General features: G+C 73.9%; 20 protein-coding genes. 12 read left to right on the top strand and 8 right to left on the bottom strand.

Annotation, left to right across the window (positions count from 1 at the left end):
* Positions 1 to 21: 21 nt before the first annotated feature.
* From ORI94_RS04505 to ORI94_RS04490, 4 genes are read right to left on the bottom strand one after another with little or no spacing between them, the layout of a single operon-like run.
* Entirely contained in the window at positions 22 to 1,536 is a 1,515-nt protein-coding gene (locus ORI94_RS04505; protein WP_266072653.1) for an alpha-N-arabinofuranosidase, read from the bottom strand.
* Positions 1,537 to 1,589: 53 nt separating this feature from the next.
* Positions 1,590 to 2,450 (bottom strand): carbohydrate ABC transporter permease, encoded by an 861-nt coding sequence (locus ORI94_RS04500; RefSeq protein ID WP_266072652.1) that lies wholly within the window; start codon positions 2,448 to 2,450, stop codon positions 1,590 to 1,592.
* Positions 2,447 to 3,388, bottom strand: coding sequence for a carbohydrate ABC transporter permease (locus ORI94_RS04495; protein WP_266072650.1), 942 nt, complete (start codon positions 3,386 to 3,388; stop codon positions 2,447 to 2,449). Before ORI94_RS04495 ends, ORI94_RS04500 begins: the two co-directional genes overlap by 4 nt.
* Entirely contained in the window at positions 3,385 to 4,743 is a 1,359-nt protein-coding gene (locus ORI94_RS04490) for an extracellular solute-binding protein (RefSeq protein ID WP_266072648.1), read from the bottom strand. Before ORI94_RS04490 ends, ORI94_RS04495 begins: the two co-directional genes overlap by 4 nt.
* Positions 4,744 to 4,978: 235 nt before the next feature.
* On the opposite strand from ORI94_RS04490, the gene ORI94_RS04485 reads away from it, so the two are divergent.
* The 4 genes from ORI94_RS04485 to ORI94_RS04470 all read left to right on the top strand — a co-directional run bounded on the left by ORI94_RS04485 (position 4,979) and on the right by ORI94_RS04470 (position 9,683).
* Positions 4,979 to 5,542 (top strand): toxin, encoded by a 564-nt coding sequence (locus tag ORI94_RS04485; protein ID WP_266072646.1) that lies wholly within the window; start codon positions 4,979 to 4,981, stop codon positions 5,540 to 5,542.
* Entirely contained in the window at positions 5,539 to 6,813 is a 1,275-nt protein-coding gene (locus ORI94_RS04480) for an MAB_1171c family putative transporter (protein ID WP_266072645.1), read from the top strand. Before ORI94_RS04485 ends, ORI94_RS04480 begins: the two co-directional genes overlap by 4 nt.
* A gap of 208 nt (positions 6,814 to 7,021) precedes the next feature.
* On the top strand, positions 7,022 to 8,275 hold the full coding sequence (locus ORI94_RS04475; protein WP_266072644.1) for an MAB_1171c family putative transporter: 1,254 nt from the start codon (positions 7,022 to 7,024) through the stop codon (positions 8,273 to 8,275).
* Positions 8,265 to 9,683 (top strand): FAD-dependent oxidoreductase, encoded by a 1,419-nt coding sequence (locus ORI94_RS04470; protein WP_266072642.1) that lies wholly within the window; start codon positions 8,265 to 8,267, stop codon positions 9,681 to 9,683. Before ORI94_RS04475 ends, ORI94_RS04470 begins: the two co-directional genes overlap by 11 nt.
* Before the next feature lie 34 nt (positions 9,684 to 9,717).
* On the opposite strand, the gene ORI94_RS04465 is transcribed toward ORI94_RS04470, so the two are convergent.
* The 4 genes from ORI94_RS04465 to ORI94_RS04450 form a co-directional block, all read right to left on the bottom strand.
* Positions 9,718 to 10,587, bottom strand: coding sequence for an SMP-30/gluconolactonase/LRE family protein (locus ORI94_RS04465; protein ID WP_266072640.1), 870 nt, complete (start codon positions 10,585 to 10,587; stop codon positions 9,718 to 9,720).
* A complete protein-coding gene (locus ORI94_RS04460) occupies positions 10,584 to 11,357 on the bottom strand; it encodes an IclR family transcriptional regulator (protein ID WP_266072638.1) in 774 nt (257 codons plus the stop codon). The genes ORI94_RS04465 and ORI94_RS04460 overlap by 4 nt, the downstream gene beginning before the upstream one ends.
* Positions 11,358 to 11,846: 489 nt before the next feature.
* Positions 11,847 to 13,094: a PucR family transcriptional regulator gene (locus tag ORI94_RS04455; RefSeq protein ID WP_266072636.1), complete on the bottom strand. Its 1,248-nt coding sequence runs from the start codon at positions 13,092 to 13,094 to the stop codon at positions 11,847 to 11,849.
* 3 nt (positions 13,095 to 13,097) lie between these two features.
* Positions 13,098 to 13,250 carry a hypothetical protein gene (locus ORI94_RS04450; RefSeq protein ID WP_266072634.1) on the bottom strand — a complete coding sequence of 51 codons (153 nt, stop codon included), beginning with the start codon at positions 13,248 to 13,250 and terminating at the stop codon, positions 13,098 to 13,100.
* A 250-nt stretch (positions 13,251 to 13,500) separates the two neighbouring features.
* Here ORI94_RS04450 and ORI94_RS04445 point away from each other — a divergent pair, with 250 nt between their 5' ends.
* From ORI94_RS04445 to ORI94_RS04410, 8 genes are all read left to right on the top strand, one after another.
* Positions 13,501 to 14,472, top strand: a complete 972-nt coding sequence (locus tag ORI94_RS04445) for a DUF3068 domain-containing protein (protein ID WP_266072632.1) — start codon at positions 13,501 to 13,503, stop codon at positions 14,470 to 14,472.
* Positions 14,473 to 14,826: 354 nt separating this feature from the next.
* The gene (locus ORI94_RS04440; RefSeq protein ID WP_266072630.1) at positions 14,827 to 15,978 is read left to right on the top strand and encodes a glycosyltransferase family 4 protein; all 1,152 of its coding nucleotides are present in this window, start codon (positions 14,827 to 14,829) and stop codon (positions 15,976 to 15,978) included.
* A gap of 71 nt (positions 15,979 to 16,049) precedes the next feature.
* Positions 16,050 to 16,832, top strand: a complete 783-nt coding sequence (locus ORI94_RS04435) for a class I SAM-dependent methyltransferase (RefSeq protein ID WP_266073211.1) — start codon at positions 16,050 to 16,052, stop codon at positions 16,830 to 16,832.
* A complete protein-coding gene (locus ORI94_RS04430) occupies positions 16,829 to 21,337 on the top strand; it encodes an alpha-(1->3)-arabinofuranosyltransferase domain-containing protein (RefSeq protein ID WP_266072628.1) in 4,509 nt (1,502 codons plus the stop codon). The genes ORI94_RS04435 and ORI94_RS04430 overlap by 4 nt, the downstream gene beginning before the upstream one ends.
* Positions 21,334 to 22,797, top strand: coding sequence for a condensation protein (locus ORI94_RS04425; RefSeq protein WP_266072626.1), 1,464 nt, complete (start codon positions 21,334 to 21,336; stop codon positions 22,795 to 22,797). The genes ORI94_RS04430 and ORI94_RS04425 overlap by 4 nt, the downstream gene beginning before the upstream one ends.
* Positions 22,794 to 23,558: a class I SAM-dependent methyltransferase gene (locus tag ORI94_RS04420; protein WP_266072624.1), complete on the top strand. Its 765-nt coding sequence runs from the start codon at positions 22,794 to 22,796 to the stop codon at positions 23,556 to 23,558. The genes ORI94_RS04425 and ORI94_RS04420 overlap by 4 nt, the downstream gene beginning before the upstream one ends.
* A gap of 27 nt (positions 23,559 to 23,585) precedes the next feature.
* A complete protein-coding gene (locus ORI94_RS04415) occupies positions 23,586 to 24,500 on the top strand; it encodes a hypothetical protein (protein ID WP_266072623.1) in 915 nt (304 codons plus the stop codon).
* On the top strand, positions 24,497 to 24,796 hold the full coding sequence (locus tag ORI94_RS04410) for a Trm112 family protein (RefSeq protein WP_266072621.1): 300 nt from the start codon (positions 24,497 to 24,499) through the stop codon (positions 24,794 to 24,796). Before ORI94_RS04415 ends, ORI94_RS04410 begins: the two co-directional genes overlap by 4 nt.
* The last annotated feature ends 17 nt before the right edge of the window (positions 24,797 to 24,813 follow it).

Raw genomic sequence — 24,813 nt, 5'->3', positions numbered from 1 at the left:
GGCCCCTGCTCCTCGCCGGGCTCACGCCAGCCGGATCACGTTCCAGGACAGCGGTTCCAGCACGGCTTGGAGCCCGCCGTCGGTCAGGGTCGTGCCGTCGACCGGGTGCGGGGCGACCCGCTCCGGTTCGGCGAGGGTGTTGCGGGCGTCGGGGTCGGCGTCCGCGAGGGCGGTGTGCTCGACGACCGAGGTGAGGCCGAGGCCGCCGAGGGCGATCTCCAGCGGCAGCGCCCCGGTGCGGCTCCGGTTGACGGCGAAGACGGTGACCGTGCCGTCGTCGGCCCGTACGGCGGTGGCGTGCAGCAGGTCGGCCGTGCCGTACTTGGCGGTCTCGTACGTCGGTGAGTCCACGCGGACGTCGAGGACCTCGCCGCGCCCGTACCGGGAGGCCTGCGCGAACGGGAAGAAGGTCGTCTGCCGCCAGGCGGGGCCGCCCGGCTCGGTCATGATCGGGGCGATGACGTTGACGAGCTGCGCGAGGCAGGCGACCTTGACCCGGTCGGCGTGCCGGAGCAGCGCGATGAGGAGCGAGCCGAAGACGACGGCGTCGGTGACGCTGTAGTTGTCCTCGAGGAGGCGCGGTGCCTCGGGCCAGTCGTCCTGCGCGAAGGTCGTCGCCTGCTCCTGCCAGCGGGACAGGTACCAGACGTTCCACTCGTCGAAGGAGAGGTTGATCTTCTTCGTGGACTTGAGCTTCGCGCCGACGTGGTCACAGGTGGCGACGACGTTCTCGATGAAGGACTCCATGTCGACGGCGGAGGCGAGGAAGGAGTCGAGGTCGCCGTCGTGCGGCTCGTAGTAGGCGTGCAGGGAGATGTGGTCGACCAGGTCGTAGGTCTCGGTGAGGACCGTCGCCTCCCAGGCGGCGAAGGTGGGCATGGACTGGCCCGAGGAGCCGCAGGCGACCAGTTCGACGCCGGGGTCCTGCTGGCGCATCGCGCGGGCGGTCTCGGCGGCGAGGCGGCCGTACTCCTCGGCGGTCTTGTGGCCGGTCTGCCAGGGGCCGTCCATCTCGTTGCCGAGGCACCACAGGCGGATGCCGAAGGGGTCCTTGTCGCCGTGTGCGACGCGCAGGTCGGACAGGGCGGTGCCGGCGGGGTGGTTGGCGTACTCCTGGAGCTCGAGCGCCTCGGTGACGCCGCGGGTGCCGAGGTTGACGGCCATCATGGGCTCGGCCTGCGGGCCGACCTTCCGCAGGAAGGAGATGTACTCGGACAGGCCGAAGCGGTTGGTCTCGGTGGAGTGCCAGGCCAGGTCGAGGCGGCGCGGGCGGTCCTCGACGGGTCCGACGGAGTCCTCCCACCTGTAGCCGGAGACGAAGTTGCCGCCGGGGTAGCGGATCGCGGTGACGCCGAGTTCCCGGACCAGGTCCAGGACGTCGGTGCGCAGGCCGTCGGCGTCGGCGGCGGGGTGGCCGGGTTCGTGGATGCCGGTGTAGACGCAGCGGCCGAGGTGTTCGACGAAGGAGCCGAAGAGGCGGGGGTCGACCGGGCCGACGGTGAAGGCGGGGTCGAGGGTGAAGCGGGCGGTACGCATCTTTTCCTTTCGGGGGTTCGCTGGTGTCCGCGCATCCGGTGCGGCGGTGGGCGTCACTGGCCGGCCAGGCCCGTGTGGGCGACACCCGCCACGATCTGGCGCTGGAAGAAGACGAAGACGACGATCAGCGGCAGGCCCGCCAGGAGGCCGCCGGCCATGAGCTGGGCCCACTGGATGCCGTAGGAGTTCATGACGGTCGCGATGCCGTTCGGCATGGTCATCAGGTCGGGGTTGTTGGTGACCATGTACGGCCACAGGAAGTTGTTCCACGAGCTGATGAAGGTGAAGATGCCGACCGCCGCGAGCGAGGGGCGCGACAGCGGCAGGATGATCGTGAAGAAGACGCGCCAGCGGCCCGCGCCGTCGAGGAAGGCGGCCTCCTCCAGTTCGCGCGGGACGCCCTGGAAGAACGTGTAGAGGATGTAGACCATCGCGGCGGGCGCGCACTGCGGCAGGATCATGCCCCAGTACGTGTCGACCATGCCCATCTGCTGAACGGTGGTGAACAGCGGTACGCCGAGGACGGCGGGCGAGACCATCAGGCCGGCCATGACCAGGCCCAGCAGGGCGTTCTTGCCGCGGAACTCCGTGCGGGCGAAGCCGTATCCGGCGAGTGTGCTCACGCTCAGCACCACGGTCGTCACGCACACCGAGACCACCAGCGAGTTCACCAGCCAGTTGATGATGTCGCCGGACTCGAGGACGGCCGACCAGGCCTGCCCGGTCCATTCCTCGGGCAGCCAGTGCGGCGGCACCTCGACGGCCTCGGTCTCCGGCTTGAGCGAGGTGAACAGCGCCCAGGCCAGCGGCGCGAGGAACACCGCAGAGACGGCCGCGCCGAGGAGGGTGAGCACGATCTGGCTGGGTGTCCAGGGCTTGCGGGTCCTGACGCGTGCCTGTGCGGCGGTGCTCATCGGCCGCCCTCCTCACGGGTGCGCAGCAGCCACATCCGCGCGAGGGCGACGGCCGCGATGATCACGAAGAAGATGATGGAGATGGCGGAGGCGTAGCCGACTCGGTAGCCGGTGAAGCCCTCTTCCAGGGTGTACTGCACGAACGTCCTGGTGGAGCCCTCGGGGCCGGGCAGGAAGTCCATCATCACCACGGCCTGGTCGAAGACCTGGAGCGAGGCGAGGATCTGGAGGGCGACGACGAGGCCGGTGATGTGCCGCATCATCGGCAGGGTGATGTGGACCGTGCGGTGCCACGCGTTCGCGCCGTCCAGCCTGGCGGCCTCGTAGAGGTGCGCGGGGACGCCCTGGAGGGCTGCGAGGTAGAGCAGGAAGCTGAAGCCGACCGTCCACCACAGCGTGCAGATGACCACGGCGAGCATGGCGTAGGACTTGTCGGTCAGCCACGCCACCTCGATGCCGAAGACGTGGTTGATCATCCCGGTGCCGGGGTTGAACAGCCACTGCCACAGGTTGGCGGCGACGGTGGACGGCAGCAGGAAGGGGGCGAAGAAGCACAGCCGCCACAGCCAGGTGCCGCGCTCTATGTGGTGGGCGAGCATCGCGAGGAGGAAGGCGAGGACCGTGATGCACGGCACGACCAGCAGCGTGAAGTACGCGCTGTGGCCGAGCGATTCCCACACCAGCGGGTCCTCCAGGGCCTCGCGGTAGTTGTCGAGCCCGACGAAGTTCGCGCCGTCGCCGGAGATGTTGGCGTCCGTGAGGCTGAGCCAGAGGCCGCGCAGCAGCGGCCAGATCACGAACAGTGCGAACAGGACGAGGAACGGGGCGATGAACCAGGCACCGTGCTGGAAGCCCTGTTTGCGGCGGACGGCGGCGCCCTCCGCGGCGGTCCTCGCGCGCGCCGGGGTGACGACGGTCTCCGCGCCGGTCGCCGTCATGCGGCCCCACCTCCCTCGGCGGCGGTCCTGCCGTCCATCGGGTTCTTCGCGGCGAGCAGTTCGGTGAGCATGCTCTTCATCCGGCGGGCGGCCACGTCGGGCTTCGCGGAGCCCGTCGTCGAGGAGACGACGATCGGGCCGACGCGCTGGGCGAGGATGCCGGTGGAGCCGGCGAACCACACCTTCGGCTCGGTGGCCTGGTGGTCCATGGCCGAGACGTACTCGCTCTGCGGCTCCAGCTTCCGGTACGCGGCCGAGGACAGGGTCGGCGTGTGGGCGGGGATGTGTCCGCCGCCGGCCCACTGCCGGGCGTGCTGGACGATGTAGGCGGCGAGCCGGTGTGCGCCCTCGTTGGCGGCTCCGCCGCGGCCGGACTGGTGCGGCAGGACGAAGGCGTGCGACTCGGCGTGGGTGGCCTGCCTGCCGAAGACGGGCGGCAGCGGGGTCGCGCCGTAGTCGACTTCCGCGGTGTCGAAGACCGGCACCGACCAGTTGCCCTCCCAGACGAACGGGGAGCCGTTGACGAACTGTTCGGCGCCCGCGCCGCCCCCGAAGCCCGGGTCGGCGTACCCGTCGGTGATGTGCCGGCGCAGGAACTCCAGGACCCGGGTGGCCTTGTCGGTGTCGAAGGTGACCTCGGTACGGGCGTCGTCGAACCAGGTGCCGCCGAGCTGGGTGTAGAAGGCGACGAAGAACCACCACTGGAAGTTCTGGTCGTTGTGCCACAGGCCGATGGTCTGCAGCCCCTTCCCGGTGGCCTGCTTCGCCTCCTTCAGCATGGCGAACCACTCGTCGGCCGAGGTCGGCGACACCATCCGCCCGTCGGCGTCGAGCAGGCCCGCCTTCTTCAGCACGTCCCTGCGGTAGAAGCAGAGCTGGACGTGGATGTCGAGAGGAAGGGCGTAGAGCCTGCCGTCGATGACGGCGCGCTTCCACAGCTCGGGGTTGAAGTCCGCTTCCCTCACGCCGTACTCGGCGAGCAGACCGGTGTCCCAGGGGTCCAGGAGACGGCCCGGCGAGAAGCCGGTGACGCGGCCCAGGTGCATGACGCCGAGGTCCGGCGCCCTGTTGCCCGCCGCGGCCATGGCGAGCTTGGTGTAGAACGGGCTGCCCCACTGGAGGGTGGAGTCCTTCACGTCGATGCCTGGGTGGTCCTTACGGAAGGAGTCCAGCATCGCGATCATGTTGTAGCCGTCGCCGCCGCTGAAGAGGTTCCAGTACCGCACCCGGGTAGCGGCGTCGGAGGCCAGGGCGTCCGCGCCGGTGCCGAGGGCGGCGAAGCCGAAGCTGCCCGCGACCGTCAGGCCGCCCGCCGCGGCCAGGAAGTGCCTGCGATTCAGGCCAGGTCGTCCCATTCCCTGCCCCATCTGTCGAGTGTCATGCCGAAGGGATGCGCTCGTTCGAAATGTCGAATGGCGCCCGTAACTTCGAACGGACCGTAAGGGGCGGGCGGGGGCACGTCAATGCCTAGGACAAGATCCGGGGGGCCCGTCCGAAGGGACACCTGTTCGCATGACGTGGACCCTCACGGCGCGTAGTCTCGAACGGCCTTGAGATCACCCGGGGGAACAGGGAACAAGGGAGTAAGCGGTGCGCACCAGGAAGGAGATGCGTCGTCTCGCCGACGCGCTCATCGAGCCCATCCGGGTGCCGGTGCCCGCCGAGCCCGAGGTCCTGTTCAACGCGCTCGTCGACTCCGTCGGTGCCTGGCGGGGACGTGAGGTCCTGGTCCACCGGGCGGCGTTCCCGCCGCACACCGCGAGCGGACTGTGGCTGGAGCGGGAGAGCCACGACGACGTGGTGGTGGACGAACGGGCCGCCGTGTGGCACCAGATCGTGATCTTCTGCCACGAGGTGTGGCACATGAACCGGCGGCGGCTGGAAGCGGAGGCCGGAACGAGGGCGGGAGCGGAATCCGGCGGGCGCCCGGTCGATACCGCGGGACGCCGGCCCGTCGCCGCGCGCACCGACTTCAGCCTCGCCGAGGAGCAGGAGGCCGACCTCTTCGGGATGCTGATGGGCCGCCGGCTGAGGATCTGGCTGGACGCCTCCACCGACTCCGTGTTCGCCGCCGAGGGCGGCGGCTCCGGCGAACCGCAGGACCTCGCCGGACGCATCGGGGCCGCGCTCAACCACCGCGGGACGAGACGATGAACGGCCTGATCAACTACGTGAGCTGCGGGGCGCTGTGGCTCGGTCTGCTGGTGCGGGCCCCGGATCTGCTGCGGCACCGGCACGATCCGTACCTGCGGGCCATCTGCGCCGTGCTGGGACTGGCCGGGCTCTGTTTCTTCCTCGGGGCGCCGCCGACGGTCGGCGCGGTCAACCGGCTCGGCGGGGTGCCGAACCTGGCGGCGCCGCTGACGTACGCGGCGATCATCGCCTACTGCGCCGCCTCCCAGGTCCTCGTCGTCCACTGGCGCGGCGGGCCCGGGGTGCGCCGTACCGTCCGCGGCTGGATCCTCGGCTGCACCGGTGTCATCGCCGTCGTCGCGGTGGCCTTCGCCCTCGGGGACGCCCCGGTGGAGCGCCGCACCGACCTGGACACCTACTACGCGACGACCCCGTTCCTCGCCCAGATGATCGTGCTGTACCTGGTCATGCACCTCACCGCGGTGACCGTGACCGCGGTGACGTCGCTGCGCTGGGCGCGCCGGGTGCGGGGCGGGCTGCGGGCGGGCCTGACGCTGATGGGGGCGGGCGCGCTGTGCGGTGCCGGCTACAGCGTGGCCAAGCTCGTCGCGGTGGCCGCCCGCTGGTCCGGCCGCGACTGGTCGGCGCTGGGCACCGCCGTCTCGCCGGTCGCCGCGGGGCTGGGCGCGCTGCTGACGGTCGTCGGGGTGCTGGTGCCGCTGGTGACGCCCCGGGTGGCCCGGTGGAGGCGGGCCCGGCGGACCTACGCCCGGCTCGAGCCGCTGGAGCGGGCGCTCGACGGCCTGCTCGTGCGCCGCGCGCTGCGGCTGCCCCGGCCCCGGTTCGCCTCCCCCGCCGCCCTCCTCGTGTGGCGCCAGACCAGCATCCACAACGCGCTGAGCCACCTGGACGCCTACTTCGACCGGGACCTGTTCGACCGGACCCGCGCGTCCGCGCTCGGGACGACGGCCGACCCCGGGCGGGCCGAGGCCGCCGCCTGGGCCGCCGTGATCGTCACCGCGGTACGGGACGAGGCCGCCCCCGGGCACCGCCTGCCGCCGGCCCGCGGCGCCGGGCGGCTCCTCGACCGGATCCCGGGCCCGGCCGCACTGGCCCGGGTCGCCGACGCCCTGGCCGGCACGGCACCGGCAGCCCCGGCGACGCGGGCCGGGACGGTGCCGCGGGCGGTCCCGGGGGCACAGGCCGCGACGGCTGCGCGGGCCGCGCCCGTGACGCCGACGGCACCAGCAGCCTCCGCACCGGCACCCACCTCACCGACGGGAGCCGCATGAACCGCGACGGCGCCGCCCACGCCCGGCAGACCCGCCGCACCGGACCCCATCACCGGCCCCCCGCCGGACACAACACCACCCGCACCGACGGCGCGGGCCACGCCCGCGACGGCGGCACCGGCGCCCTCCGCACCGGCGGGAGCGGCGTGAACCGCGACGGGCGCACCGGCCGGGACGGGCGCGCCGCGTCACGAGGGGGGTGTACGGGATGAGTCTCGTCGTGTACGTGGCGGCCGTCATGCTGGGGATCTCCTCCGTCCTGGTGCGGCGCCGCCCGCGCACCGCCCTGCGCGACCCGCTGACGCTGTCCACCTGCGTGGCGATCGCGCTCGCCGCCCTGGTCTTCGTCTGCGCCGCCCCGGCGACCCTGGCCGCCGTCAACGAGCTCACCGGCATCCCCAACTTCGGTGCGCCGCTGACCTACGGGATGCTCTCCGCGTACAGCTGCGCCGCGCTCGTCCTGCTGGTCAACTGGCGGGGCGGGCCCCGTGAGCTGGTGCGGCGCCTGGTGCTGCGCAGCGTCGCCGCGTACGGGCTGCTGGTACTCGCCATCGTCGTCCTGTTCGCGCTCGCCGACGCGGACACCGAGCGGCTGACCGACCTCGACACGTACTACGCCAACACCCCGTTCATGCGGGAGATGATCCTGCTGTACCTGCTCGGGCACAGCGCGGCCATGCTGGTCATGTGCGCCATGTGCCTGAAGTGGGCCCGTGAGGTCACCGGGCTGCTGCGCACCGGGCTGCGGCTGATCCTGCTGGGCACGCTGCTGGACGTGGTGGGCTTCCAGCTGACCAAGTACACGGCGGTCGTGGCCCGTTGGAACGGACACGACCTCGACTTCCTGTCCACCGGCGTCGCCCCGCCGATGGCCTCGCTGGGCGCGGTGCTGTGCTCGGCGGGGTTCGTGCTGCCGAGGCTGCTGCCGTCGGCGCTCGCCCAGTGGCGGGGACTGCTCGACCACCGGCGGCTGGCATCCCTGTGGTGCCTCGTGCGGTCGGCGTCCACCGCTCCGAGGCCGCCCACCGCCTGGTGGCAGCTCCCCCAGGTCCGGTTGCAGTGGCGCGAGGTGTCCATCCACGACGCCCTGCTCGCCCTGGCGCCGTACTTCGACCACCGCGTCCGCGAGCGGGCGCGGGACGACGCCCTGGCCGCCGGGCGCTCCCCCCACGAGGCCCGGCTGGCGGCGGAAGCCGCCATGCTCGCCGACGCCGCGCGCCGGGCCGCCGCCCGCGAGGAACCGCCCGAGGCCTGCGCCGGCTACCGGCTGCACGCCACCGAGGTCTCCGGCACGAGCGGTCTGGTGGAACTCGCCCAGGCGCTGGAACGCGTGCGGGACCGTCCTCCCAACGGCACCGCCACCTCACCCCCCGCGCCCCCCGCGCCCCCCGCACCCGACGGCGCGGGGCCGAACTCCATGGCCGGACCCATGGCAGAACCCGAGGAGCCCCATGTCGCGTAGAGCTGTCGTCATCGGTGCCGGGCTGGCCGGCATGCTGGCCGCGGCCGCCCTGTCCGACGCCGGAGCGGACGAGGTGGTCGTGCTGGACCGCGACGACCTGCCCGAGGGGCCCGGGCACCGCCGGGGCCTGCCGCAGGGTCACCACGCGCACCTGCTGATGCCGGGCGGGCTGGACGCGGTGGAGGAACTGCTGCCGGGCGTGGATCCGCGGGGGCGGCTGCTCGCCGCGGGCGCGCACGAGGTCTCCCTCAGTTCGGGCGTGCTGGCCCTCACCTCCGAGGGCTGGCTGCGGCGGTGGCGGCGCACGGGACCGGTGATGCTGACCTGCACCCGGCCGCTGCTGGACTGGGTGATACGGACCGCGGTGCTGGAGCACGCGCCGGTGGAGATCCGCAAGGCGGCGGTGACCGGGCTGACCGGCTCCGCCGGGCGGGTGCACGGGGTACGGGTGGCGGTGGCCGACGGTGACGAGGTCCGTGACGAGGAACTCGACACGGACCTCGTCGTCGACGCGAGCGGGCGCGGTACGCGGGTCGTGAGCTGGCTGGACGGGCTCGGCCTGTCCGGCATCCGGGAGCGGACCGTGGACTCCGGGCTGGTCAACGCGTCGCGCCTGTACCGGGTTCCGGAGGGTGCGGAAAGGTTCCCGCTGACGATCGTGCAGGCGAACCCGTTCGTCTCCCGGCCGGCGCGCAGCGCGATGGTCATGCCCGTCGAGGGCGGCCGGTGGCTGGTGAGCTGCGGCGGCTCGCGCGGCGGTGAGCCGCCCGCGGACCCGGAGGGCTTCCTGCGGTACATGCTCGACCTGCCGGACCCGATCGTGGGCCGGCTGGTCTCCGGCGCGCAGCCGCTCACCGACGTCCACCTGAGCCGGTCGACGAGCAACGTGCGGCGGTACCTGGAGAAGGCGCCCCGGTGGCCGGACGGCTTCGTGGCGCTCGGGGACGCGGTGGCCACCTTCAACCCGGCGTACGGGCACGGCATGTCGGTGGCCGCGTTCGGCGCGCAGGTCCTCGGCCGGGAACTGAGGGGGGTGGCGGGCGACCTCGGCGCGCCCGGTCTCGCCCGGCGGGTGCAGCGGGGTGCGGCACGGGTGGCGGAGGGGGCCTGGTCCATGGCGGTCAGTCAGGACGTGCTGTACCCGGGGGTGCGCGGCGGTACGCCGACCGCCGCCGACCGCGTCGTCTCCGCGTACACCCGGCGCGTCACGCGGGCGGCCACCGGTTCCTACCCGGCTGCCTCCGCGCTGTGGGGCGTCACCGGTCTGCGGACGCCCCCGGCCCGGATGCTCCGTCCGGCCACGGTGCTCGCCGCCCTCGCGGGCTCCCCGCTGCCCCCGTCGACCCTGCCGCCGATGACTCCGGGCGAGCGGAAGGTCCTCGAACGGCTGGATCGTACGGAGGTCTGAGCAGCGGGCCGGCCGGGCAGGGGCCGGCCCCGCGTCAGCCCGCGAAGGCGGGCTGGGCCACGCCCTCGCCCGCGCCCGGCACGACCAGGAGCGAGCCGGCCAGCGGGGGCGCCGGGTCCAGGCCCACCCGGGCCGTGGTGATGTACAGGTCGGTCAGGCCCCGGCCGCCGAAGGCGCAGGCCGTGACCCGCGGGACCGGGAGCTCGATCACCCGGTCCAGGGCGCCGGCCGGGGTGTAGCGGCGTACCGCCGCGCCGTCCCACAGCGCCACCCACACGCATCCCCCGGCGTCGACGGTGAGGCCGTCGGGGAAGCCCGCGCCGTCCTCGACCTCGGCCAGCGGGCGCCGGCCGGTGACCCTGCCGGTGTCCGGGTCGTGGTCGAACACGTCGATACGGCGGGTGGGGGTGTCGATGTAGTACATCAGGCGCCCGTCGGGGCTCCAGCCGGTGCCGTTGCTCACCGTCACGTCGTCGAGGACGGTTTCGGCGGTGCCGTCACCGGTGACGCGCGCGAGCGTGCCGCCGCCGGTGGCCTCGTCGTAGCGCATGGTGCCGGTCCACAGGGCGCCGTCGGGGGCGACGGCGGCGTCGTTGCCGCGGCGGCCGGGCACGGGCTCGTGGCGCAGCCAGCGGAAGGTGTCGTCGGGGTCGAGCAGGCCGACGCCGTCCCGCAGGTTGAGGACCAGGCCGCCGCCCGCGCGCGGCTTGACCGCGCCCACGTGCTGTTCGCTGCGGCGCAGGGTGCGCCGGCCGGTGGCCGGATCGTAGGTGTGGATCCGGGAGCCCAGGATGTCGATCCACAGGAGGCGGCCGGCCGCCGCGTCCCAGGTGGGGCCCTCGCCCAGGGCGGACCGCGCCCGGACCGCGACCTCGTAGGAGGCGGCGTCGCTCTTCGTCGTCATGACACCCTCCGGTGGCCGAGTCGCTCGGACAGGTCGTCGGCGCCCTTGACGGCGAGCTGTTCCAGCTCGGCGAGACGGCCGTCGCTCCAGCGGATCATCGGTACGGAGATGGACAGCGCGGCGACCACCTGTCCGGTGCGGTCGCGGACCGGGGCGGCCACGCAGCTGACGTCCGGGTTGGACTCGCGGCTCTCCACGGCGACGCCCCGGGCGCGGATCTGCACGAGGGCCTCGCGCAGGGCGGCCGGGTCGGTGATGCTGTTGGAGGTCATCGCGGCCAGCCCGGCGTCGTCGGGCAGGCGCGCGGCGAGTTCCCTCTCGGGGAGGGAGGCCAGCAGCATCTTGCCCACGGAGGTGCAGTGCGCGGGCAGCCTGCGGCCGGCCGCGGACACCATCCGTACCGCGTGGGTGGAGTCCACCTTGGCGATGTAGATGACGTCGGTGTCCTCCAGGATCGCCACGTGCACCGTCTCGTCGCAGGTCTCGGCGACGGACCGGGCCACCTGCTGGCCCTCGGCGGCGAGGTCGAGGTGTTCGGCGTAGCGGGCACCGAGCTGGTACGGGCGGACACCGAGCCGGTAGCGGCCGGGCTGGCCGGTCACCGGGACGATGTACTTCCGGGCGGCGAGCGTGGTCACCAGCTCGTGCACGGTGGTGCGCGGCAGCTGGAGCCTGCGCACGATGTCGGGGGCGGAAAGAGTCCCGTCCCCTTCGAGGAAGAGCTCGAGAATGTCGAGAGCCCGGGTCACGGCTGGTACGAGGCGCCCCACGACCGGCCCCCTCCCTGTGTGTCTCAGCCCGTTCGAGATACCAACAGGCGATCGGAATGACGAACACACAGGCTAACCATCCGGCTCCACCCGGGCAATGGCCTGCCGGAGAGCCGCTGCGTTTCCCGCCGGGCCCGCGGGTCCCGCGGCTCCTGCCACCCCCGCCGGACCGGCCGCCCCTCCACCCACCGCCGCCCCCTCACCACACGGACCCTGCGGGCCACTGCCGCTCCCACGGAACCCGCCCCTCCCACCGACGGGGCCGACCCCGCCAGGCCGACCCGCCCCTCCACCCACCGCCGGACCCGCCGCCGGACCCGCCGTCCCGGCCTCCGTGCCGCCCCGCCCCGGTCCGGTCCGGCCGGCCCGGCCGCCCCACCGCCGGGCATCGGGGGCTGCCGGTCCCGCAGGCCTGCCGGACCCCGCCGGTCCCGCCGGGCCGTCTCCCCACGCCGCTCGGCGCCGGTCCCGCCGGGGCAGGTGCCCCGTTCAGCGGTGGCGGCCGGGGGCCCCCAGTTCGCCGCGGAGGCGTTGGGCGCGGAGGACCAGTTCGAGTTCGAAGCGGCGGTCCGGGTCGTCGATCTCGTCACCCCACAGTTCGCGGATCTGCCGCAGCCGGTAGCGGACGGTCTGCGGGTGCACGCCGAGCCGGGCCGCCACCTCGGGCGCGCCGCCCCGGGTCTCCAGCCACGCCAGCAGCGTCTCCGCGAGCCGCCGCGCGTTCGTGGGGGCGCAGTGGGCCAGCGGGGCGAGGCACTTGAGCGCGAGGTCGTCGATGAGTTCCTCGGGCTGGAGCAGCACCAGCGCCTCGGTGTGCTGGGTGCAGCGCAGCATCTCGCCGTCGGGCAGCAGTCCGCGTTCCATCAGGCGCAGGGCGGCCTCGGCCCAGCGCAGCGACTTCGCCGCGTCGGCCGGCGGCACCGGCGGGCCGATCGCGCCGGACCAGCCGGCGAGCGCGCGGTGCAGCAGTTCGGGGCGGCCGGCGGCGTCCGGCTCGGGGACGATCATGCGGGGCTGCTCGTACTCCATGTCGAGCAGCACCTCCTGGCCCACGGCGGGCGCGACCGCCTCGCGCGCGGGGCGCCGCAGCACGCCCACCGCGACCTTCCCGGGCAGCGGCCAGCCGATCCGGGCGGCCCGCTCGGCGAGCGCGTCGGTGGGATCGCCCCGGTGGTGTTCGGTGAGCAGGAGTTCCACCAGCCGGCGCTGCAGCCGCAGCCACTCCCCGGCCTGGCGGGCGGCCGCCTCGGCGTAGCCGCGTACGGACTGGTCGACCAGTCCGTCCAGGTACTCGTAGCCCGCGTCGACGAGTTCGTACATCGCGGGCGGCGGGATGTCGATGCGCTGGCCGATCTCGGCGAGCCGGCGCCAGGCCAGCCGGACACCGAGCCGGTAGATCGCCTGGAGCGAGTCGAGCGACCGCCCGTGCAGTCCCTCGCCGCGCCCGAAGTCGTGGAACATGCCGGGCGGAACGGTGGGACGGCCGGCCGAGTAGTCGGCATGCTCGAGGTGCTGCACGAACACCTCGATGGCGCGGCGGATGCCGACGAGTGCCATCGGTTCGCCCGAGTCGTCGAGGACGACGGGGAGCTCCGGGTACTCGCGCTGGATCTCACTCATGATCTCTTCGGCGAGTCCGGGGATCTCGGCCATGGCGGTCTCGGCGAACCGGTGCACCTGGGTGCGCGGTACGTCGTGCCAGGCGGAGCGGGCCGTGACGGTTCTGGACGCCGTCACCGGTCAGCTCCCCTGGCCCGCTTGTTCGTAGGTGATCAACGGTGTGTTCGGCTGGTCGGGCCGGGCATCGAGCAGCGCGACCACGCCGAGCGCGGCGCCCACGGCGAGGGCCGCGGCGAGCGCGACCGTCAGTGCGGCGGCAAGCAGTCTGGACATCTCAGGGACAGCCTCTCTGTCGGAGGTTTCCCCACCCCCGCACGCTCGTCCGGCCACCCCTGCCCGTGGCTCCCCAGTGTCGAGTGCGCATTGACACCGAGTCAAGGGGCGCCTACGGTTCCCGGCCCAGAGGGAGTACGGTCCCGGCCCGCAGGGGGTGCCGGATGGCTCCGCCCCTCCCGCACGCGCGTTTTCCTCCACGGAGTCGGCCCGTCCGCGCCGATCCGTCCCGAGCCCCTGGAGTGCCCGGATGCGCCGTACAGCCTCCCCTTTTTCCCTGGTCCTGCTGGGCCTCGGCACGTTTCTGCTGGTGCTGGCCCCCCTGCTGGCCTGGTACGTGCAGCCACGTGCCGCGGTGAACCCGATCGACATCGACACCACCGCCGTCTACAAGGGCCGGGGCAGCGTGATCGACCTCGAGAAGGTCGAGACCGTGCCGGGTCGGACGATCACCGTCACCCAGAAGGTGCGCGGGAACGTCGAGGACAGCGAACGCAGCGGGAACGCCGTGTGGGACGTGACGACCACGGTCGACACCGACACGTCGCTGCCGGCCGCCGATCCGCACGACGCGCTGGACTTCACCCCGCACCGCTGGGTGCTGGACCGCAGGACCACGAAGCCGGTGCACTGCTGCGAGGAGAAGCCGCGCATCGAGGGCGAGGCGTACCTCAAGTTCCCCTTCGACGTGCAGAAACGCTCCTACCAATGGTGGGACAACACCCTCGGCGACACGGTCGTGATGCGCTACCGGGGCACCGAGGAGGTGCAGGGACACACGGGCTACCGGTTCACCGCTTCGGTGCCGGCGACGAGGACCGGCACCCGGCTGGTGCCGGGCGCCCTCGTGGACGAGCCGGACCGGCCGCAGGTGCTGGCCGAGGAGTGGTACTCCAACCACGGCCTCGAGCTGGTCGTGGACCAGGCCACCGGCCGGGTGATCTACGCGCAGACCGGCCCGCGGCGCACGCTGCGGGCACCGGGCGGGGACGAGGACGCGGCGGTGCTGCTGGACGCGGAGAAGCTCTCCTTCACGACCGGCACGCAGAAGGAGGCCGTACGGCAGGCCAGGCGCGACAGCGGGCAGCTGCGTCTGGTGGGCGAGACCGTTCCGGTCGGCGCGGCCGTGGCGGGGTCCGTGCTCGCGGTGGCCGGTGGGGTTCTGGTGGCACGTGGCCGGAAGGAGGAAGAACGTACCGGTTCGCCCCGTACTGCTCAGTAGACGCTCACGGAACTACGTGACTTCGGGTCCGACAAGGTCCGAAATTGTCATCCCGGTGAGTAGCACTGGGGAACGTCTGGGCGAAAACTGTCCCACCCCACCCCAGCACAAGCCGTACACAGCTCATGCCCAGGAAGGGCCCGAACGCTCTCACTGGCACACGAGTTCCGATCGACGTCACCCCGCCCGTGCGAAGTCCGTCGTGCCCACCCGCCCACCTGTTCCGCACCCCCTGCACGCCCTCGAACACCCCCTGCACCACCCCGCACCGCCTTCGAACGCCCCGGCCCCACCCCGCACATGCCCCGCGTACCCCACGCATGGTTCCGCACCCCGAGACGAGTTGGAGCACCGATGCCCCAGCACGTGCCCTCGCAGCTGCGCGCGCCGCTCCCCGGCGTGCCGCAGCGCCTTCCGGCACTCCCCGCGCATCCCCGCCGGATCGTCTTCCTCGCCCACCGCGATCTGGACAACCCCTCCGCCGGCGGCTCCGAGCTGCTGGTCGACCGGCTGGCCGACGGCCTGACCCGCACGGGCCACCAGGTCACCCTGTTGTGCGGGGGTCCCGCGGCGTTCCGCGACTACCGCGTGGTGTCGGCGGGCGGCACCTACGGCCACTACCTGCGCGCCCGTTCCGCCTTCACCCGTCAGGTGGGCGACTGCGATCTGCTGGTCGAGGTGTGCAACGGCATGCCGTACCTGGCACCGCTGTGGCATCGCGGGCCGACGCTGCGCCTGGTCAACCATGTGCACACCGACCTGTGGGGGATGCGCTTCGGCGGTCCGCTGGCTCCGGCCGCGTGGATCGGGCGCAGGCTCGAGCACTGGGCGCTGACCGGCGCCCGGCAGCACGGGCTGCTGGTCGCCGTCTCGCCGTCGACCGCGAACGCGCTGCACGGCATCGGTGTGCCGCGCGAGCGGATCAGGGTCGTGCACAACGGTGTGGAGGAGCCCGGTCCGGGCACCGGGCGTTCCCCTCAGCCGCTGTTCGTGGCGGTGGGCCGGCTCGTCGAGTACAAGCGGATCGATCTGCTGCTCAGGCTGTGGGAACGGGTGCGGCCGGTCACCGGCGGCCGGCTGGTGATCGTCGGCGACGGCCCCGAACGGGAGCGCCTCGAGCGTCTCGCCGGTCCCGGTGTCGAGTTCACCGGCCATGTGTCCGAGGCGGAGAAGCACCGTCTGCTGTGTGCGGCCTGGCTGCTGCTGCATCCCTCCGCGGTGGAGGGATGGGGTCTGGTCGTCACCGAGGCGGCCACGCGCCGGACCCCGGCCGTCGCCTTCGACGTGCCCGGCCTCAGGGACTCCGTGGTGGACGGCGAGACCGGTGTGCTGGCGCGCGGCGAGTCCTCGTTCGCGGCGGCCTGGTGCGCCCTCGCGCTGTCCGGGGACCGGCGGGAGCTGATGGGCGAGGCGGCCAGGGAGCGCGCGGCCCGCTACCGCTGGGACCGTACCGTGCGGCAGTTCCGCGCGGTGGCGGCGGAGGCGGTGCGGGGCCCCCGGCCATGAGCGACGGACCCATGAGTGACAGGGGCATGACCGACAGCGGATCGGGTGCCGGAGAGCCGGGTGGCAGACGCATGGGCGGCGGGCCGGGCGGCAGGGGCACGGCCGGCGGCACACCGGCCGGCGGCCGGCTGAAGGACCCCTCGCCCCGCCGCTCCCTCGCCCTCTTCCGTGCCTTCCTGCGTGAGCAGGAGGACCCCGACGCCTGCTACGCGCTGCTCGCCCGGGACGCCGCCGACCAGGTCGAGGCGTACGGCGGTCCCGTGGCGGGCCGGGTCGTGGTCGACGTCGGCGGCGGCAGCGGGCACTTCACCGAGGAGTTCCGCCGCCGCGGCGCGGACGCCTTCCTGTTCGAACCGGACGTGCGGGAGCTGGCCGGGAAGCCGCCCGGGGGGACCGTGATCGCGGACGGCTACCTGCTGCCGCTGTGCGACGGCGCCGCGGACGTGACGTTCTCGTCCAACGTCCTGGAGCACGTGGCCGATCCGCAGACCTTCCTCAGCGAGCTGGCCCGGGTGACCCGGCCGGGCGGGCTCATCTACGTGTCGTTCACCAACTGGCTCTCGCCGTGGGGCGGGCACGAATGGGCCCCGTGGCACTATCTCGGCGCCGAGCGGGCCCGCGCCCGCTACCGGCGCCGTACCGGCAGGCCCGCCAAGCACACGCTCGGCGAGAACCTCTTCCCGGTGCACATCGGCACCACCCTGCGGCAGGTACGGGGCCGCGCCGACGTACGCATCGTCTCGGCGCGCTCCCGCTACTGGCCGTTCCTCACCGAGACCGTGGTCAAGGTGCCCGGTCTGCGTGAGTTCGCTACGTGGAACCTCCTCCTCATCCTCCGGCGGTGTCCCGAATGACGACCACGGTCCAGGCTCCCCCTCCGGCAGCCGTCCCTCGTACCGCGACCGCCGCGGGCCCGCCCCGGGGCCCGCGGTCGCGGCGCTGGCTGCTGGGCTTCTGGGCGGTGGTGTTCGTCCTGCTCCTGGCGGCGCAACCGGGGCGGCAGACCTTCGACACCAAGCTGGGTGTCACCGTCGACCCTGGGCGGTTCCTCGCCGACCTCGGCCAGCTGTGGCAGGACCAGGGGTCGTTCGGCGGGGTCAACAACCAGTACGTCGGCTACCTGTGGCCGATGCTGCCGTTCTACTGGCTGGGCGACCTGGTGCGGCTGCCGGTGTGGCTGGCCGAGCGGCTGTGGCTGTCGCTGATCGTGTCCGTCGCGTTCTGGGGCGCCCTGCGTCTCGCCGAGCGGCTGCGCGTGGGCAGCGGGGCGTCCCGGCTGCTCGCTGCGGCGGCGTACGCGCTGTGGCCGCTGTTCACGACGGTGATCGGCTCGACGTCGGCCGCCGCCCTGCCGGGCGCGCTGCTGCCGTGGGTGCTGCTGCCGCTGGCGGACGAGCGGTACACGGCCCGGGTCGCGGCACTGCGTTCGGCCCTGCTCGTCCCGTTCATGGGCGGGGTCAACGCGGCCTCGACGCTGGCGTCCCTGCTGCCCGTGGGCCTGTACCTGCTGTCCCGGCCGCCGGGACCGCGCCGGCGGAAGCTGATCGCCTGGTGGGCCCCCGCCGTGGCGGTGGCGACGGCCTGGTGGTGGATCCCGCTGCTGCTGCTCGGCGTGTACGGCGAGAACTTCCTGCCCTACGTCGAGACCGCGCGGACCACGACGGACACCATGGCGGCCACCGAGGCGCTGCGCGGGGCCGGGAACTGGGTGGCGTATCTGCACTTCGGTGAGGCGTGGCTGCCCGCGGGCTGGACCGTCGCCTCCTCGGCGGTGGTGATCGTCTGCTCGGCGCTCGCGGCCGCTCTGGGCCTGGCGGGGCTGGCCCGGCGGGACCTGCCGGAGCGCCGCTGGCTGGTGCTGACGGTGCTGGTGACGGTGCTGGTGCTGCTCGCCGGGTACGGCGGCGCGTTCGGCGCCCCGTTCCACGGGGTCGTGCAGGACTGGCTGGACGGCTGGCTGTCGCCGTTCCGCAACGTCTACAAGTTCCAGACGGGCCTGGCGCTCGCCCTGGTCCTGGGCCTGGCCCACCTGGTGGGCACCGCCGCCCGGTCACGCGGTGCCGAGAGGGCCGGCCGGCCGGGCGGGGCGGACGAGGCGGGCGGGACCCGGCGGCGGGGGCGGCGGGCGCGGGGCGGGCGCTTCGCGCCGCTGGCCGCCGCGGTGCTGATCCTGCCGGGGCTGGTGTGGCCGTACCTCAACGGGTCGATCCTCGGCCCGGGTTCGTTCCAGGAGATCCCCGCGTACTGGCGGGCCACGGCCGACTGGCTGGAGGAGAACTCCCCGGACTCGCGGGCGCTCGTCGTGCCGGCGACCGCGCACGGCATCCACACCTGGGGCTCGACCATCGACCAGCCGCTCGACGTGGTCGCCGGCTCCCGCTGGGCACAGCGCGACTACGTGCCGTTCGGCACCCCGGGCAACCGGCGGGCCATGGACGCGGTCGAGCAGGCCCTGCTGACCGGCGCCGAAGTGCCGGGTCTCGCCGACTACCTGAGCCGCGCCGGCCTCCACTACGTCGTCGTCCGCAACGACCTCGACCCGGACCAGGTGGGGCACGTGCCGACCACGACGGTCAAGCGCACCCTCACGCAGTCCGGGTACGAGCGGGTCACCGGGCTCGGTCCGGTGACGACCGGCGGAGTCATCGCGAACGGCACCCCGCTCCAGGTCGAGGGGCTGTACCCGCAGCAGCGGGCCGTGGAGATCTACCGTCCGACCGGGGCGGACGTCCGGCGCCCGGGGCAGGCCTCGCTGGCCCCGATCGCCGACACCGCCGTGGTCTCCGGCGGCCCGGAGGCGCTGCTGCCGCTGGCCGGCGAGCTGCGCGGCCGGCCGGCCGTGCTGACCGGCGACGCCCGTCCCGGACTCGGCACCCCGGCGTTGCAGGTGACCGGCGACGGGATGCGGTACGCCGACACCCGGTTCGGCCTGGTCAACTCCAACACGTCGTACACGTACACCCGCGACGAGCGCAACGCGCCCGACGCCACGCAGGGCGCCGGTGAGAAGCCGCACCAGATCCTGCCGACGGAGGGCCTGGACCACCAGACGGTGGCCGAACTGCGCGGCGCCCGCACGGTGTCGGCGTCCTCGTACGGCAACTGGCTGTTCCACCTGCCGCAGTACGATCCGGTGAACGCCTTCGACGGCAACCCGGACACGGCCTGGGCCGAGGGTTCGGCCGGCTCGCCGGACGGGCAGTGGCTGCGGATCGCCTTCGACGACGGCTACGAGATGCCGGACTCCATCGGGATCGTCCCGCTGCCGCAGGACGGTGTGCGGGCCGCGGCGACCAAGGTGCGGGTGGAGACCGAGCGCGGTTCGGAGACCAGCTTCCTCCAGGCGAACGGCACCAAGCAGGACGTCAAGGCGCCCGAGGGCGCGACGGGTTGGATGAAGCTGACGATCGTCGACTCGGTGGCCCGGCACTCCGGTCTGGGCGGCGCGGGCTTCTCCGAGATCGACCTGCCGGACGTGCGGGTGACCCGGCTGCTGCGGCTGCCCACGGACGCGGAGAACTCGACCGCCGGCGCGCAGGTCGTCTCGCTGCACCGCTCGGCCGACCCGACCGGCCTGTCCCCGGCGGGCACCGAGAACGGGCTGCACCGCGTGTTCACCACGGGCACGGCGGGCACCTACGAGGTCGGGGCGAGCGCGGTGGCCGTGCCGGGCGAGGCGCTGGACCGGCTGCTGTACGACGTGGCGCCCGAGCAGCAGGCCCGGATCACCGCCACCGCCGACTCCACCGCCCGCCTCGGCGCGGGCCTGACCGCCCGCAACCTCACCGACGGCGACCTGACCACCGCCTGGATCGCCGGCGGCAGGCCCGTCGTCCATCTGAGCTGGGAGGGCAAGCAGCCGGTGGGCGAGATCGTGCTGGCGGCCGCGGGCGGCCTGTCCACCCGGCCGACCGAGGTGCACATCAGCTCCCCGGACGGCGCGGCGATCGCGAACGTCGACGACAACGGCATGGTCCGCTTCCCGCCGATCACCACGGACCGGCTCGACATCACCATCACCCGGACCGCCCCGCTCACCCTGCACAACCCCGTCGTCGGCGACGACCTGAGCCTGCCGGTGGGACTGACGGAGGCCTACATACCGGCGCTCGACGAGTACCGCACCCCGCAGCCGTCCGCCGACCGGGAGTTCACCCTGGAGTGCGGCAGGGGGCCGGTGCTCGCCGTCGACGGCGAGCTGTACGAGACCGGCGTGAAGGGCACGGTCGGGGACCTGGTCGAGCGGCGTCCGGTGGACGTGACGCTCTGCCGGGAGGGAGACCGGGAAACGGCGTTGGAGCTGTCCACCGGCAGGCACCGGGTCGAGGCCGGTGACGCGGGACCGCTCACCGTGACCTCCGTGACCCTGACCCGCGGCACCGTGCCGGACGCCTCGGCGGCCGAGCGCGAGCTGGAGGTCAGGGACTGGCTGGGCGACCGGCGGGAGCTGTCGGTCGGCTCCGGAGCCGCCTCGTACCTCACGACGTACGAGAACTACAACGACGGCTGGACGGCCACCCTGAACGGCGAGGAACTGACACCGCTGCGGCTGGACGGGTGGCAGCAGGGCTGGCGGATCCCGGCGGGCGAGAGCGGCACCGTGAAGCTGTCCTACCGCCCCGCCACGACCTACGAGGCCGCCCTGATCGGCAGCGGGGCCGGGATCGCGGTGCTGATCGGGCTGGTGCTGTGGCGCCGGAAGGCCGAGAACCCCGACGCCCCGCAGCCCGGGCCGGCGGCGCCCGGACTGTGGCTGGGCACGGTGGCGCTGACGCTGGTCGGCGTGGTCGTCGCGGGCTGGTGGGCCCTGCTGGTCCCGGCGCTGGCGCTGCTCGCGTGGCGCAGGGCCGCCCTGCTGGTGCCGGTGGCGCTCGCCGCCCTCGCGGGAGCGGGGACCGCGGCGGCCCTCGGCGCCGGGGAACCGGCGGGTGCGGGCGAGGGCGCCTTCGGGCACGTGGCGCAACTGCTGGCGCTGATCGGACTGTTCGCGGCGCTGGTGGGCCTGGGCGGCCCGGGGTCCGGGCGAGCGGTGCGGGAGGACGGCTGGGGGTCCGGACGGACGGACGACGGGACCGGGACGGCCGCGGGCGGGCCCGCGGCGGCCGGGGCCGGGTCCGCCGAGCGGCAGCGGTCCTTCGACGGACCGGACCGCCGTACGGCCGAGCTGCCTCCGGTGCCCTCACGCGTTCCGGCGCACCGGCCGCCGCCCGGCCTGGGGACGTCCACCCGGCAGCTTCCCCGCGCCCACGGCACGGGAGGCCCGGGCGACGCGGGCGGCCCGGACGACGCGGACGGCCCGGACAGCTCGAGCGGATCGAGCGGCTCGAGCGGCTCGGCGGGAAGGGGCGGCACCGGATGACCGCACCCCTTCGCATCCCGTTCCCCGTGGTGGACGAGGTGTCCCGGCACTGTCTCCAGGAGGAGGAGCCGGAGACGGTGCACATCGAGGTGCACCTCCCCGGGGAGCTGGACCCCGGCCGCCTGCGCAAGGCGTTCCTCGAGGCCCTGCGCCGGCACCCGCGCATCCTCATGCGCGAGGCCCCGGGCCCCTGGTACCGGCGCCGCTACGAGTGGGAGCTGACCGACGGGCCCGACGTGGAGGTGGTGCGCTTCGCGCCACCGGGTCCGGGCGCCCTGCGGGACGCCCGCGCCCGGACCCTGACCCAGGCACCCCCGCTCACCGCCTCCCCGCCGATCCGCCTGGAGCTGGTGAACGCCCCGGGTGCCACCGGGACCGGCGGGAGCGGACCGGCCGTCGGCGCGGCCGCGGGAACGGACGGGGAGAGGGCCACCGCAGCGGGCGGCGGGCGGGCCGGCGGGGCAGGGGACACGGCGCTCGCCGGACCGGGCGACAGGCCGGGCGACGGGGCGGGCCGCGGAACGGGCGACGGGGCGGCCGGCCGGCCGGCCGCCCCGACCGGCAGCGCGCTGCTCCTCACCGTCAACCACACCGCGCTCGACGGTCCCGCCTGCCTGCGCATCCTGGCCACCGCCGCCGAGATCTACGGCGGCCGGGACAACTCCGCCGCCGCCCCGCCGGTACGGCGGCCCGAGCCCGCGCAGGCCGGCGCGCCGGACACGCCCTCCCCCTGGTCGCCGCCCGCCCGCGTGGCCCCCGGCACCCCGGACCCGGACCAGCGCACCGGCAACGGGCTGATCGTCTCCGAACTCCCCCTGCCGCACCGGCCCAAGGGGGCCCCGTACACCGTCAACGACCAGCTCATGGTCGCCACCGCCCTGACCCTCGCCCGCTGGAACCGCGAACGCGGCGCCCGCCCGCGCCCGTTGCGCATCACCATGCCCGTGGACGACCGCCCCAGGGACGCCACGATGCCCATCGGCAACGGCACCCGGCTGGTCGAAGTCCCCTTCGCCCTCGCGGAACTGGACACCTCCGACCTGTCCGGCCTGCTCCACCGCACCGCTCTGCGCACCCGTGCCCTGAAGTCCCTCTCCCGCCCCCCACTGGGCCGCGGGGCGAACCTGCTGACCGCGCCCTGGGCCCCGGTCGCCGCCCGCCGGGTCCTCGCCCGCGCCCTGCGCAGGGCCGCGGCGCCCCTGCTGTCGACCACGCTGCTCAGCAACATCGGCCGCATCCCGTACCCGCTGGACTTCGGCGAGGAGGCGGGCAGCGCACACGCGGTGTGGTTCTCGGCGCCGTCCCGGATGCCGCGCGGCCTCACCTTCACCACCGCCTCCACCGCGGGCCGGCTCCATCTGTCCGTGCGCTGGTCCCGGGCGCTGCTGGGGCAGGCCGACGGCGCCCGCCTCCACGACCTCTTCGCCCACCATCTGCACTCCACGGAGGCAACCCCGTGACGACCACCGCGACCACCGCGACCACCGCCTCCCCCCTCTCCCCGCCCCGCGACCTGCGCGACTTCTACGAGAACCCCGCCGTCCCGGTGGCCTCGGGCCCCTCCCGCAGCCTCCGCCAGGCCCGGATGCTCGCCGGAGCACTCGGCCCGGCCGGTGCCCAGGGCGCGCGGACGATCCTCGACATCGGCTGCGGCGACGGCTCCGCCGCGGCCACGGCCGCACCCCTCCTGCACGGCCACCGCCTCGTCGGCGTCGACTGGTCCCAGGACGCCCTGGTGCGGGCCCGCCCCCGGATGCCGTACGCGGTGCGCGGCGAACTCACCGGCGGCGGGCTGCCGTTCGCCTCCGGGGCGGCCGACGCGGTGCTGTTCAGCGAGGTGATCGAGCATCTCGTCGACCCGGACGCGGCCCTGGAGGAGATCCACCGGGTGCTGCGCCCCGGGGGCCACCTGATGCTGTCCACCCCCAATCTGGCCGCCTGGTACAACCGTGCGCTGCTGCTGGCCGGGGTGCAGCCGGTGTTCTCCGAGGTCAGCCTGCGCGGTATCCACGGCAGGCCGGGCTCGGAGGTGGTGGGACACCTGCGGCTGTACACCGCCCGAGCGCTGCGGGAGTTCGTCGCCGCGTCCGGTTTCACCGTCGTACGCCTCGAAGGCGCTCCGTTCCACGGGGTGCCGCGTCCGCTGCGGATGCTGGACCGGCTGGCCTGTGCCCGGCCGCCGCTCGCCTCGATCCTGCTGCTGCACGCCCGCCGGACGTGAGGGGGGCCGGGGACGATGTGGTGGGGAGTGGCCGCTGCCCTGGTGTCGAACGTCCTGTACAGCGGCGGGTTCGTCCTGGAGAAGCGGGCGCTGTCCACCCTGCCCGAAGTATCGGTCCACCGGCCGGCGCGGCTGCTGCGGCTGGTGCTCGGCAACCCGCTGTGGATCGTCGGGGCCCTGTCCCTCGCCGCCGGTTTCGCCGCACAGCTCGCGGTGTACCGGACCCTGCCGATCGCCGCCGCCCAGGGCCTGTTCGTCTCCGGCCTGGTGCTCCTCGTGATGCTGTCGGCACGGCTCCTGGGCGAGGAGACCACCGGCCGGGAACGGTACGCGCTGGGCGCCATCCTGCTCGCGCTGCTGATGGTGGTGCTGTCCCTGAAGGAGGGCGGCGAGGGCGCCGACGCCGTCGGCCGTCACGCGCCGTACCAGCTGATCCTGCTGGTGTGCGTGCCGTCGCTGGCCGCCGGGGTGTGGCTCTACCGCTCCGCCGAGCGCCGGGCCCGGCGCCGGCACCGGATGCCGACCACCGGCGTCGAGTACGGGGTCGCCGTCGGCCTGCTCTACGGCGTCAGCTCGCTCGCCATCAAGGGCGTGTCGAGCCATCTGACGGCCGGCGGCATCGGCGACGCGGTGCTCGGCCTGCTGCGCTCCCCGTACCCGTACCTGCTGTTGTTCACCGGCACGTTCGGCCTGGTGCTGTCGCAGGCGGCGCTCCAGCGCTGCCGGGCCTCGCTGATCGTGCCGGTCTGCACGACCGTGACCTGCCTGTACACGGCGGTGCTCGGCACGCTGTCGTTCGGCGAGGAACTCCCCGACGAACCCCTGCGGCTGGGCCTGCGCGTGGCGGGCACGGTGCTCGCGGTCACCGTGCTGCTGACCATGCCGAAGCACGACACCGCCCCGCGACAAGGTACCTCTCCGAAGGAGTTGACTCCGCCGTGAAGCCCGACGACCCGCTGCTGAGGATTCTGGCCTGCCCGCTCGACAAGGGTCCGCTGCACCTGCTCCCCGCCACCGCGGACGCCGACGGCCACGGGGACGACGGTCACGGGGACGGGCCTCCCGGGGAGGCGCTGTACAACCCTCGCCTGCGCCGCCGTTATCCGATCGTCGACGGCATCCCGCAACTGCTCCCGTCCTCCGGCGAGCAGGTATCGGACGAGGAGCACGCGAGACTGCTGGCGCGTGTGCCCGAGGACCGCACCGGGCGTCCCGGGGCCCCGGGGGCGACCCCGTGACGGAGGGCCGGCCGCGG

It is taken from the genome of Streptomyces sp. NEAU-W12 (genome assembly GCF_026242095.1).
GTDB lineage: Bacteria > Actinomycetota > Actinomycetes > Streptomycetales > Streptomycetaceae > Streptomyces.
The sequence above is the reverse complement of the archived record's forward strand: the minus strand, read 5'-3'. Positions and strand labels throughout refer to the sequence as shown.

Coding starts and splice junctions, on each gene's coding strand:
- ORI94_RS04505 (WP_266072653.1), bottom strand. CDS start 1,536: ATGCGTACCGCCCGCTTCACCCTCGACCCCGCCTTCACCGTCGGCCCG.
- ORI94_RS04500 (WP_266072652.1), bottom strand. CDS start 2,450: ATGAGCACCGCCGCACAGGCACGCGTCAGGACCCGCAAGCCCTGGACA.
- ORI94_RS04495 (WP_266072650.1), bottom strand. CDS start 3,388: ATGACGGCGACCGGCGCGGAGACCGTCGTCACCCCGGCGCGCGCGAGG.
- ORI94_RS04490 (WP_266072648.1), bottom strand. CDS start 4,743: ATGGGACGACCTGGCCTGAATCGCAGGCACTTCCTGGCCGCGGCGGGC.
- ORI94_RS04480 (WP_266072645.1), top strand. CDS start 5,539: ATGAACGGCCTGATCAACTACGTGAGCTGCGGGGCGCTGTGGCTCGGT.
- ORI94_RS04475 (WP_266072644.1), top strand. CDS start 7,022: ATGAGTCTCGTCGTGTACGTGGCGGCCGTCATGCTGGGGATCTCCTCC.
- ORI94_RS04470 (WP_266072642.1), top strand. CDS start 8,265: ATGTCGCGTAGAGCTGTCGTCATCGGTGCCGGGCTGGCCGGCATGCTG.
- ORI94_RS04465 (WP_266072640.1), bottom strand. CDS start 10,587: ATGACGACGAAGAGCGACGCCGCCTCCTACGAGGTCGCGGTCCGGGCG.
- ORI94_RS04450 (WP_266072634.1), bottom strand. CDS start 13,250: ATGTCCAGACTGCTTGCCGCCGCACTGACGGTCGCGCTCGCCGCGGCC.
- ORI94_RS04445 (WP_266072632.1), top strand. CDS start 13,501: ATGCGCCGTACAGCCTCCCCTTTTTCCCTGGTCCTGCTGGGCCTCGGC.
- ORI94_RS04440 (WP_266072630.1), top strand. CDS start 14,827: ATGCCCCAGCACGTGCCCTCGCAGCTGCGCGCGCCGCTCCCCGGCGTG.
- ORI94_RS04435 (WP_266073211.1), top strand. CDS start 16,050: ATGGGCGGCGGGCCGGGCGGCAGGGGCACGGCCGGCGGCACACCGGCC.
- ORI94_RS04430 (WP_266072628.1), top strand. CDS start 16,829: ATGACGACCACGGTCCAGGCTCCCCCTCCGGCAGCCGTCCCTCGTACC.
- ORI94_RS04425 (WP_266072626.1), top strand. CDS start 21,334: ATGACCGCACCCCTTCGCATCCCGTTCCCCGTGGTGGACGAGGTGTCC.